The organism is Leyella stercorea, assembly GCF_021531355.1.
GTDB lineage: Bacteria > Bacteroidota > Bacteroidia > Bacteroidales > Bacteroidaceae > Prevotella.
On sequence record NZ_JADYTS010000084.1, the window covers coordinates 1 to 11,521 of the forward strand.

Annotated in this window: 9 protein-coding genes and 1 pseudogene; 4 read left to right on the forward strand and 6 right to left on the reverse strand. The window is 49.4% G+C overall.

The genetic code is table 11. The features are described from left to right. Positions 1 to 93: 93 nt before the first annotated feature. Together I6E38_RS12905 and I6E38_RS12910 are read left to right on the forward strand one after the other, a co-directional pair. Positions 94 to 444 (forward strand): hypothetical protein, encoded by a 351-nt coding sequence (locus I6E38_RS12905; protein WP_235394380.1) that lies wholly within the window; start codon positions 94 to 96, stop codon positions 442 to 444. Beyond that, positions 437 to 601: pseudogene (locus I6E38_RS12910) on the forward strand (IS1634 family transposase); the annotation flags it as partial. The gene I6E38_RS12905 and the pseudogene I6E38_RS12910, both read left to right, overlap by 8 nt. A gap of 73 nt (positions 602 to 674) precedes the next feature. On the opposite strand, the gene I6E38_RS12915 reads toward I6E38_RS12910, so the two are convergent. From I6E38_RS12915 to I6E38_RS12940, 6 genes are all read right to left on the reverse strand, one after another. Next, complete coding sequence (locus I6E38_RS12915; RefSeq protein WP_235394382.1) at positions 675 to 3,902, reverse strand: S41 family peptidase; 3,228 nt, start codon at positions 3,900 to 3,902, stop codon at positions 675 to 677. A gap of 105 nt (positions 3,903 to 4,007) precedes the next feature. Beyond that, the gene (locus I6E38_RS12920; protein WP_235394383.1) at positions 4,008 to 4,253 is read right to left on the reverse strand and encodes a hypothetical protein; all 246 of its coding nucleotides are present in this window, start codon (positions 4,251 to 4,253) and stop codon (positions 4,008 to 4,010) included. A 128-nt stretch (positions 4,254 to 4,381) separates the two neighbouring features. Further along, positions 4,382 to 6,910 (reverse strand): ATP-dependent helicase HrpB, encoded by a 2,529-nt coding sequence (gene hrpB / locus I6E38_RS12925; protein WP_235394384.1) that lies wholly within the window; start codon positions 6,908 to 6,910, stop codon positions 4,382 to 4,384. 15 nt (positions 6,911 to 6,925) lie between these two features. Then, positions 6,926 to 7,804, reverse strand: a complete 879-nt coding sequence (locus I6E38_RS12930; protein ID WP_235394385.1) for a nucleoside phosphorylase — start codon at positions 7,802 to 7,804, stop codon at positions 6,926 to 6,928. A gap of 15 nt (positions 7,805 to 7,819) precedes the next feature. Then, on the reverse strand, positions 7,820 to 9,010 hold the full coding sequence (locus I6E38_RS12935; protein ID WP_235394386.1) for a TolB-like translocation protein: 1,191 nt from the start codon (positions 9,008 to 9,010) through the stop codon (positions 7,820 to 7,822). 21 nt (positions 9,011 to 9,031) lie between these two features. Further along, entirely contained in the window at positions 9,032 to 9,964 is a 933-nt protein-coding gene (locus tag I6E38_RS12940) for a glycosyltransferase family 2 protein (protein ID WP_235394387.1), read from the reverse strand. A 416-nt stretch (positions 9,965 to 10,380) separates the two neighbouring features. Here I6E38_RS12940 and I6E38_RS15480 point away from each other — a divergent pair, with 416 nt between their 5' ends. Both I6E38_RS15480 and I6E38_RS12950 read left to right on the forward strand, forming a co-directional pair. Further along, complete coding sequence (locus I6E38_RS15480) at positions 10,381 to 10,623, forward strand: Fur family transcriptional regulator (RefSeq protein WP_368408047.1); 243 nt, start codon at positions 10,381 to 10,383, stop codon at positions 10,621 to 10,623. 209 nt (positions 10,624 to 10,832) lie between these two features. Next, positions 10,833 to 11,393 carry an NADH peroxidase gene (locus tag I6E38_RS12950; RefSeq protein WP_235394388.1) on the forward strand — a complete coding sequence of 187 codons (561 nt, stop codon included), beginning with the start codon at positions 10,833 to 10,835 and terminating at the stop codon, positions 11,391 to 11,393. Positions 11,394 to 11,521: the final 128 nt, after the last annotated feature.

Consider the following 11,521-nt stretch of genomic DNA (forward strand, 5'->3'; position numbering starts at 1 on the left):
TATCGCTCAAGAATAAAAGCTTGAGCGATATTTTTTTTGATAGTGTATCTACTAGCATCGCGGATACGCTTACTGAAAATCAGAGCATTACGAATGGACGAACTGCAATATTTCATAGAACAAAAAATAGAGCTTTTGGCACGAGAATCAAACTTGTGCCCCGCTCTTGATTACAGTGAAGGTATGGAAGCAGACGAACAAAAATGTTATATTAATTATTTGGCAGATCGTGTAAATGCTGATGATTTGGAGAAACGTGCAATGAAGCTTGTTTTACAGGATTCTCTTGATAAACAAAAAGAATACGATGTCCGCTTGTCAAAACTTGATGCCGTATTGTCAGATGTTGAAGATCTCCTGACTTCGTCACTCATAAAGTGTATTTTATGTGTGACGAAGTCAGGAAATATGAGCTTTTTGAGTAACGACGTCATGAGAGATTAAGATGAGCATAGACAAGGTGCTTACATTGGCTAAGACCATCACAACCATACAGATTAAGTTACCTCTGAACAAGGAGGTTTACACCCAAACAATGTTGATAGCAAGGCATCAGAAAATAGCTAAACTCTTTGACGAAGATTTTTGGGTGACACGTTGACGAAGTCAGGAAAAATAAAAATAGGAGGAAAACGAATCATTTTCCTCCTATTCCTATGTGTCAAACAACTGGCTTATTTCTTTTCGCCAATCTGTTTCAGCATTTCATCCACAGCAGTCTTCAGCTGACGGTCGTTGCCGTTGATGAAGTCTTCAGGAGTATTGTATACAGTAATGTCCGGATTGAGCTGTGTGTTCTCGGCGTATGTTCCGTCAAGACTCATACATCCCACCTGAGGAATGCCAAATACAATTGATCGGTCAATCATAGTCTCCCACCATACGGCCGTCATAGTTCCTGCAACAGGAGCACCAACGAGTTTGCCTATGCCGAGAGTCTTGTAGACCAATGGGAATCCATGGCCGTTGCTGTAGTCGTCCTCGCAGATGAGTACGCACGAAGGCTTCACCCACTTGTTGAACGGGTCGCGACCTATGTATTGTCCGCGTGGCATGAACTTCTGATATTCCTTGCCGTTGAGCAGCGTACACAGGTCGTCGTGCAGCCATCCGCCTCCGTTGTGACGTTCGTCGACGATTACCGCCTCGCGGTTGCGGTTCTTGTCGCTCAGCAGTTCACGATAGACTGTACGGAAGCTCTCGCTGTTCATAGCCTTTACGTGTACATAGGCGAGACGGCCACCCGACAGGCTGTCTACCAGCTGACGGTTGCGCTCCACCCAACGCTTGTAGAGCAGTTCGTTCACCTTGCCCATTGACATTCCCTTTGTAGTAATGTCGAAGGTGCGGCCTCCCTTGGCGCGAACGGTCAGTCGGATTGTTTTGCCAATCTTTCCGTCGAGCAACGGGAAGTAGTCCATACCGGCTTTGATTTCTGTACCGTCGATTTTCTCGATGATGCAGCCAGTCTTTACGTCGGTCTGCTTGCAGGCAATCTCGCTGCCCTTCACAATCTCCTCAATCTTCAGTCCGTCGCCTGTGTAGTTCTCGTCGAAGAAAAGTCCGAGGTTTGCGGTCTGCATCGAAGCCCACAGTCCGTTGTATCTTGCGCCTGTATGCGATGCGTTCAGTTCGCCCAGCATCTCGCTCAGCATCTCCTGGAAGTCGCTGTTGTTGTTGATGTAGGGCAGGAAGCGCTCGTAAGTCTTGCGGTAGCCTTCCCAGTCTACGCCATGCAGGTTCTTGTCGTAGAACTTGTCCTTCACCTGTCGCCAAACGTGGTCGAACATGTAGGCACGCTCCTTGTAGGGCTGATAGTTGAACGGAGCCTCAAAGTCGATGTTCTTGACAGTTCTGCTTGATGGCGTAACCTTCTTGATGCCGCCGTCGCCAGCCAGATATATGTTCTGGTAAGTCTTGTCGAACACCATCTCGCCACCTCCGAGGTTCTTCATCAGCAATTCTGTATGACCTGTAATAAGGTTGCGGCGCCACAGGTCGGCACCACCCTCAAACGAAGCCTTATAGTAGATGTTCTCGCCCTCCTTGTCGAGCAAAGCGTCGCCGAGGAACGAAGAGTTGACCGTAAGGCGCACGATGCGGTCGCGGCAGTTTTCAAGATCGAACTTCAGAGCCTCAGTCTCCTGTGCTTTCGGCTTCTCTATATCCATCTTCTCCTTCTCTTCTTTCTTTTCCTCCTGCTTCTTCTCCTTATTAGTCATGTTCTCCTTAGCCAGGGCACGCTCCTCCTTGTTCATGCGGAAGCGCTCGTAAGCCTCAAGGTCGAAGAACATCAAGTAAGCGTCCGATTCAGCTCCCCAGCTGCCGTGGCTGCGGTATCCGGCACGGTCGCTGCTGAACAGCATAGCCTTGCCTCCAAGCACCCACTTGGCGTCGCCCTCATTATATCCGCTTTCGGTGAGGTTGTGTATTTCGCCGTTGCCCGAAGCGTTCACCAGGGCAATGTCCGAATTGTTCCATCCTCCCACGCCGATGTACGAGGAGAGCAGCCACTTGCTGTCGGGACTCCATGAGTAGTCGATGTCGCCGTCGCTGTACGAATAGACGAACTTGCCGTCCATAACAGTCTTCACGTTCTTGCCCTTGGCGTCCATCACGCGCAGAGTGCCACGGTTTTCCCAGAAAGCGATCTGCTTGCCGTTAGGGCTGAATTTCGGATGGAATGAAGTCTGGTCGGATTGTGTCAGACGTTCCTCTACGAGTTCGGTAGCGTAAGCAAACTGCTTCTCGTCCTTGTTCTTGATGGTTGTAGCGTAGATTTGCCACAGTCCGTTGCGCTCCGAGTCGTAGATAATGGTACGTCCGTCGGGCGCAAAGTCGATGTCGCGCTCCTGTTCAGGAGTGTTTGTAATCTGCTTTGTAGTGCGGTATTCTATCGAAGTGACGTACACGTCGCCATGCAGCACGAATCCGATTTCCTTGCCATTTGGCGACAGCTTGATATTATAGGCACCTGAGTTCTTAATCTGTCGTATCAGTTCCTTGCCCTCGTTGTCTGCCACAATCTTTATGGCAGTCTTCTGCGGCTGTGCTCCCTCGCGTACCGTGTAGATTTCGCCGTCGTAGCCATAGCACAGGGTGCCGTCAGCGGCAGCCGAGAGGAAGCGTATAGGATTCTTCTCGTGGTTGGTGATGCGAGTCTCCTTGCCGTCGAGAGAGCGGCGGTAGATGTTGAGCGTACCGTTCTGTTCGCTCAGATAGTAGAACGACTTGCCGTCGGCAGCCCATACGGGGTCGCGGTCTTCGCCGTCGAATGTGGTAAGTTTCTTGAACTTCTCGCCGCTTTTGAGCCAGATGTCGCGAGTGATGGGCGAGCGGTGGTGCTTGCGCCATTCGTCCTCATATCCCTTGCGGTCCATATAGAGCACGTCGCCCGAGGCGTTGATGTCGAGCGCGTCCATTGTTACCTCAGAGTACAGCTTGGGGCGTCCTCCGTCCATTCCTACTGAGTAGATCTGCGGGAATGATCCTGCAAAGATTATAGACTTTGTAGTAGGCATCATCGAGGTCTTGAACAGGATGGTTGAGTTGTCCTTCCAGCGCAGCGGATATTCGTTGCCGCTGTGGGTTGTCACACGACGTGGAATGCCTCCGTCGGCGCTCATCACCCATACGTCAATGCTACCTTCGCGGCTCGACGCGAAAGCGATGTTCTTGCCGTCGGGACTCCATACAGGATACGAGTCGAATGCAGCGTTTGAGGTGATTTGTTTGGCTGTGCCTCCGTTTGACGACACGGTGAAGATGTCGCCACGGTAAGAGAAGGCGATAGTCTTGCCGTCGGGCGAGATTGCCGGGTGACGCATCCATAGCGGATTGTCTTGCGCTTGTGCGGCAAAGCCGTAGGCTGTCAGGAGTGTGGTTAGTACAAGCTTGTTCATAGCTGTTGTTTTATAAGTTAATTTGATTTGAGTAACATCAGATTGCTTTATCTGAAAGTAACATCAGATTGTTCCGTCTGTTTATTCTATTTGCTCTGAGGGTGTTTATCTGCCCATTCCGCAACCGGATGGCTGGTCAGCCTTGTCGGTTCTTACGGTACCGGCATTCTGTGCGCTGAACTCTCTGTTTATCTCAGCCAGTTCCTTGCGTCCGAAGATGTAGTCGTCGTACAGGTCATCCATGTCTATGCCTTCACATTCGGCGTCGCCGAAGCCGCCAAGTGCTACTTTTACTATTTCCATACGCTCGTCGACTGTTGTGTCCTTAATCAGTAAACTTTTGTTTGCCATTATATTTAATGTTAAATTATTAATTATTATGTTTAATTGTTATGATGTGAACCAATTCAAAATTCATAATTGGATAATTCACAATCGCATGCGAAGCAGCGAACAATTCAAAATTCAAAACTCAAAATTCAAAATTTCTTCACGCCCCTTACGGCTTCTGCCTCCAACGGGTTTTCGGGCCAGTAGTGTTTGGGATATCTGCGTCGCAGTTCCTTGCGCACTTCAAAGTATGTTCCTTGCCAGAAACTTTCGAGGTCTTGTGTCAGCTGTACCGGTTTGAATCCGGGCGACAGCAGCTCCATAAGCAGCGGTTGCCTTCCGTCGTCTACGCATGGCGTGCGTTCCATTCCGAAGCATTCCTGCAGACGTACGCTCAGCACAGGAGTCTCGGCTCCTTGTCGGTAGTCTATGCGAATGTGCGATCCTGTCGGCACGGCTATGTGAGTAGGTGCGATACGGTCTATTTCCAGTTGCGTCTCGTATGGAATCGTATTCCACAGGATTTCGGTGAGGTTCAGTTTCTTCAGTTCGGCAGTAGTCGACTTTATGTGTCCTCCCTCGTCAAGATACAGCGGCAGCCAATCCTTGGCATTGGCTATCATGTGGCAGGTTGAGATGTCTGGAATGTGCAGTTCGGGGTGCCATGCTACCACTTGCGCCACACGGTTCTGCAGACGCGTCACGTCAGTCTCGCTCCATGCAAACATGCTCAGTCCGTCTTTTTTCGCAGCCTCACATATTATATTAATGACTTCTTCGTTGTCGGCATTGTGTATTGGCTTGGAACTTACGGTCAGTTTGCCTATTCTTCTTTCCGTCTGCATCAGTACACACCCTTGTTTGCTGTCCCACGCCACGTTGTCTCGTTGCCTGATTATTGAGTCGTCAAGGTCGTCGGGATTGAGCGGAGCCGCCAGGAACACGCGTCCGGCAGAGGTCGAGGCATTGTTGAGCGAGGCTATTGCCAGCCACTCGTGTGCCGATTGCGAGTCGTTCTGTTCAAGCGTCACGTTAGCGCCGCTTGCCAGTCTGTAGCCGCCAATGTTGTTAGTGCTCATGGCTATTCGTTCGGGGTAAGCATAAGCCACCAGCATTCCAACGTCCGTAGGTGCCACGTCGTTGTTGTTTTCTGCTACATGAGCCATTCGTCTGTATTCGGCAGCAATCTGAGCTATGCGCTGCCATCTGCCCGTCTGCTTGTTTCTGCGAGCCTGGCGTAGAGCGGTAATTCTCAAAGCCAGGTCAGTCCCAGCTGTTTCGCCCATAGGGTCTTTCTCCTCAAGTATGGCAGCTATATCGCACGCCACGCCCTTGAGCAGTTGGTCGGCAGCTTGCAGAATCATTCTTGCAATACGTGGATGGCAGGGTAGGGCAGCCATGCGTTTGCCGAGCGTAGTTATGCAGCCCTTTTCGTCTATGGCTCCAAGTGTGAGTAGCAGGTTGTGTGCCTTGACGATGTTGCCCTGGGGTGGCATCGTGAGCCATGGCAGAGCCTTTATGTCGTTCTCGCCGAATGCTGCAATGTCAAGTAGCATTGGTGCCAGGTCAGCTTCCTCTATCTCGGGCTTTCGCTGTTCTGCCATAAGGTGTTCTGAAGCTTTAGTCCATAGTCTGTAGCACACGCCCTCGGCAACACGTCCGGCACGTCCGCTGCGCTGTGTAGCCATGTCCATGCTGATGCGTACCGTTTCAAGATGGCTCAGTCCCGTGCGTGCGTCGAACTCCATCTGTCGGCACAGTCCGGAGTCAACCACCACTCTCACACCTTCTATCGTAATCGAAGTTTCGGCTATTGGCGTAGCCAGTACCACTTTGCGCTCATCTTCTCTTGACGGAGCTATTGCCTTGCGTTGCTGTTCGGGCGGCAGATTGCCATATAGCGGCAGCACCCTTGTGGGCTGTAGCGAAGAGCCGAGCAGTTGCTGGCAGCGTTCTATCTCGCCCTGCCCGGGTAGGAATACCAGTATGTCACCCTTGTGTCTGTTGTGCGCCTCTACCGTTGCAGCCGCAGCTCTTTGCGGCATTTCCCATCGGTCGGCATCGGTCTCGGCATTAGTTATGTCAACATCAAACATACGGCCTTCACTCTCAATGAGCGGAGCCTTCAGTTCGTTGCATATTGACGAAGCGTCGATAGTTGCCGACATTATAACTATCTTTATATCGGGTCTGATTATTTCCTGCGCCTGACGTGTCAGGGCCAACGCCAGGTCGGAGTTGATGCTGCGTTCGTGAAACTCGTCGAATATTACTACGTCCACACCCTCAAGCGTAGCGTCGTCCACCAGCATTCGTGTCAGAATGCCTTCGATCAGCACCTCAATCCTTGTCTGGCTCGACACCTTGCTCTCGAATCTTACCCTATAGCCCACGGTTTGTCCAACGGGTTCGCCTATCATCTGAGCCATTCGTTCGGCTATCTGTCTGGCGGCGAGTCGGCGTGGTTCGAGCATCAGCACCTTGCCTGCTCTGTCAGGTCCTTCTGCACCATTGTTCAGTCCTGCCATTATGGTCAGCGGCAGCAAGGTCGACTTGCCTGCACCTGGAGGCGCAGTCACTACTACAGAGCTGTGCTTCTCCAACGCCTTGTTCACGTCAGCAGCAATCTGCGCAGCGGGCAGCGAGAGGTTATGGCTTATTATTTCATTAAAATCCATCTATTATGGGTTGTATTACAATCTTTCGAGCACCAGTTTTATCAGGTCGTCGATATGATTCTTGTATGCTGTGTCGGCACGTCCAGCCCTTCGGTTGGCAATCACCATGCAAACGGTTGTGGCGTGATGTCCCATCAGTCGTGCAAGTCCTGCAAGTGCCGAACTTTCCATTTCGAAATTGGTTATGTGCAATCCGTTGTATTCGAAGCTTTCTATCTTCTCGTTCTGATTAGGGTCGGCAAGCGGAATACGCAGTTGGCGTCCCTGCGGGCCGAAGAATCCGCCGCACGCTACCGTGATGCCCCTCACCATTCCTTCTGCTATGCGCTCCACGAGAGTCTCGTCCGCCTTGATTACATAAGGATAGGGCTGGCACATATTGCCCGTCCATCCGAGATGGTTGATGAGTGCGCGTTCCATTTGCAGGTCGCACACGGCATTACGTCCGGCGTAGAAGTTGAGCAATCCGTCGAATCCTACCGAATATTCCGAGCACACGAACGTACCTTCGAGAGTATTGAGTTGCAGTCCGCCACAAGTGCCAATTCTTACTATTTCAAGGCTGCGTGTCTGTTCCTTCTCCATGCGGGTGTTGAAGTCGATGTTGGCAAGAGCGTCAAGCTCGTTCATCACAATGTCGATGTTGTCGCATCCTATGCCAGTAGACACCACCGTGATTCGTTTGCCCTCATACTGTCCGGTCACGGTGCGGAATTCGCGGCTTTCCACCTCACACTCTATGTTGTTCAGATGCGATGCCACAAGCGCCACACGTCCGGGGTCGCCTACCAATATCACCTTGTCAGCCAGATGTTCCGGCTTCAAATGCAAATGGAAAACGCTGCCGTCGCCGTTGATTATCAGCTCCGAAGCAGCAAAATACTTCTTCTCCATAGTAGAATTTTAAAATTACAACTTACACTCCTTCTTTCGCAGTTCGCCCAATGTCTTTTTGAGTTCTTGTCGCAGTTGGTTGGTCTGCTGTTCCAGTTGCTGTATTTGCTGTCCTATCTGCGCCTTGTTTCCAGCGGCAGCTGTATGGTATTCGGCACGCATGGCGGCCAGCTTGGACATTTTTGCGGTCAGCTCGCTTTTCATCTTTGTTGTTTGGATGTAAGCCTTGCGTGTGTCTTCCGATTTGAATTGGCTGACACTTGTGTAAGTAACCTTGTCGTTTACGACGAAATTTATGCCATCAGCCTTAGCTTGCATCTGAGTGTTCTCCATTTTCAGACGTTTGAGCTGCTGCATGGCATTCTCGCGCATCTCGGGTGTTGGCCAAGTCTCGCGGATGCGATTCAGACAAGCCAGACTGTGAAGCTTTTTCTCTTCTATGGAGAGAGCGTCGTAATTCTGTCGGGTGTCAGTAGGTACGAATGTGTAGACGCACACCTTTCCTTCGGGCTGGTTTCGGGTTGATGCAAACCATGCCAACTTGTCAGCATCGGCAACGATGTAGGCAAAATCGTCTGAAGGCGAGTTGAACGGCAGACCGATGTTCTCGGCATTAAGGAAATTTCCCTCGCCAGCCTCTATCTTTGTCATGTAGATATCGCGCTTGCCAAGTCCCTCTTCGTCCGACACGCCAGCAAAGTACAACGTCTGTCCGTCGCTTGACATGAACGGGAAACTGATGTCCTTGAATTTACCGTTCACCGACTTCACGGGTTGCGGTTCTCCCCATTGGCTTCCTACCATGTCGCGTGTGTAGAGGCGGGCTATGCTGTCGCTGCCCATTTCGGTGTAGTAGCAACGGTTTCCGAATCCGTTGACAAACACGTACGAGTTGTTGGCTTTGTCTGCATTGAAGAATGTGTTGTACTTCACGAATCTGCCGTAACTGGCTGGCAGCGGAATCTCAGCCATCACATTGTCTATGTCCACTACGGTGCTGTCTATCACAAACACCTTCTGTGTGCTTGCCAGCATGTCGTCAAACAGGGCCTTGGCGTTAGGGCTCATGGCAGGCAGATTGTCCGTAGGCTGTGGTTTTACAGCCGTAGCCTTGCCCTTAGAGCGCTGTGTCTTACGTGTTTGTGCGTTCAGTCCCGATGTGGTTATGGCGAGCGCCAGGAGTATGATTAGTTTCTTGCTGTTCATAATTATATTTTGTTTCAGTCGTTATTTTATAAGATAGAAGAGCAGGTTGCGTGTTATCGGGTTGCCTATCATCTTTCTGAAGTAAGCGTATTTTTTGGTGTAGTTGCGGTCGGGCAGCGGATACAGACCTTTTCTTGCCAGTCGCTCCATGGTCTTCACCAGCGTCTTCTTGTCGTGCGTAGTGCGTATCACGTCACACAGATAGTCCATGGTCAGTTGCGCTATCCGTCGGTTAAGGGCTGGGCGGTCGGTTTCGGGAACTACGAGTTTCAGCATGTTCACGAGTGTCTTCTCCGTCTCGGCAAGTCGGTTGGCATGGATAGAGCCGTCGGCAGCAGATTGTGCCGTTTGCTGGCTTGCCAGATAAGCGTAAGCGTCGGTATAGTAGAATCTTTCCGAGCGCAGCAGCAACTTGGTCAGAAACTCGTTCTTGTTGGCTATTCTCTCGTTGAATTCCTCCGACACAATTAGGCTCTTCTCAAACATGTAGCCTATCTTGGAAGCCTGAATGGTATTGCCCTTCATATACGTACTGCCCAGCATAGGCCCCTCATATGTGAATGGCGTTGTGGCGTCGGCTGCATTGTCCGTGTTTTTGTAGAACATAACGTCGGGATTGTGATAGCGTGCTATGTCAAGACAGTGCTCGTATGGTGCACGCAGCAGTCGGTCGGTGCTGCCAACCAGTTGCACGTAGCGTCCAGTGCTCAGCCTCAGCGCCAATGCGTATGCTGCCGATGCTCCCTTGCGCTTCAGGTGAATGTACGTTATTTCGTATTCATTGTTGAGCAGCATGCTCAGCGGGGCGGAAGTCTCTCCGTTGTCTACTATGATTATCTCTCTGTCCGCATCAGCCAGCGACAGCTGTAATATGCTGTCCAGACATGCCCTTAGATTGGCAGGCTCAGCGTCGTGGCTGTACACGATGAAGCTTATGAGTGGTTTTGCCGACATATTTCTGTGTGTGTTTTTATGAGTTTTATTCAGTTTGACGTTGTTACCATTGCAAATTTAGATAAAATTTCCGAATTATAAGCCAGTTGGGATAAAAAACAGAAATGAATATCTCCGAGTGCTCGCTGCTTGAGTTAAAAAGTCAAGACCGACATACCTAAAATCTTGCATCAACGTGCTCTAAGTCACAAATTATATTTATTTTTGGGAAGAATTCATAACCCCCAAATGATATAAACATGTGTATCATATTGTGTATAAGTTTATACAAATTGTTATGAATTAAAACTTCATATGAAAAGAGTTATACAGGAAAGTGTACTTTTATTACAATGAATTAAAAGTTGTAAAATTTACAAATTTCCTTTGGTCGTTTAAGATATTGTTGTATCTTTGCAAATGTAGAAAATGAGAACATGAATTCAAAAGAAGCAATAGCCAGTTTGGCAGAGTGCGGTGTAAAGCCCTCTGTACAGCGTATAGCGATAATGCATTATTTGCTAACGCACTATACCCATCCTACGGTTGACGATGTCTATCGTGGCTTGAGTGGCAAGATGCCTACTCTTAGCCGTACTACAGTGTACAAAACTTTACGCTTATTGTCAGAGAACAATGCGGCTCAGATGATCACGATAGATGAGCATAGGGTGTGCTAAGACGGAAATATTAATGCGCATGCTCATTTCTATTGCAAGCAATGTAGGAAGGTGTACGATATCTTTGATGAAGTTTCGCCTTTGCTGTCATGTAAGACGGTTGGTGACCATTCGGTAGACGATGTACAGCTGTATTACAAAGGTGTATGTTGCGAATGTATGAAGGAAAAGAAAGAAAACTGATTTATAAACTTTTAAACAATAATATTATGAAGAAGAAATTTATTTGCACAGTATGTGGTTATATCTATGAAGGTACAGAAGCTCCTGAGAAGTGTCCGGTATGTAAGGCTCCGGCTAGCAAGTTCAAGGAAATGGAAGATCCAATGGATGGTCCGGCTTTTGCAACTGTTCACACTCTTGGTGCTGCACGCAAGGAAGATGCGACTGCTGAGATGATCAAGGACCTTGAGACCCACTTCAATGGTGAGTGTGGTGAAGTTGGTATGTATTTAGCTATGAGCCGTCAGGCTGATCGCGAGGGATATCCTGAAATTGCTGAGGCTTTCAAGCGTTATGCTTTTGAGGAGGCTGAGCATGCAAGCAAGTTCGCTGAACTGTTGGGTGATGTGTTGAAGGATACTAAGAGCAATCTTGAGGCACGTATTGCTGCTGAGCGTGGTGCATGCGAGGACAAGTTCCGTATTGCCAAGAACGCTAAGGCTGCAGGTATGGATGCAACACACGACACAGTTCATGAGATGGCAAAGGACGAGGCTCGTCATTGCGCTGGTTTTATGGGATTGTACAAGCGTTATTTCGGTGAATAAAAAGAAATAATAACAAAGAGGGCGTGTCAAAACTCCCTTATTCTTAAAAAATCACAAAGAGGGTGTGTCATAATTGACTATGGTCATTTATGGTGCACCCTCCTTTTGTATATCGTTTAGCGAGAGCA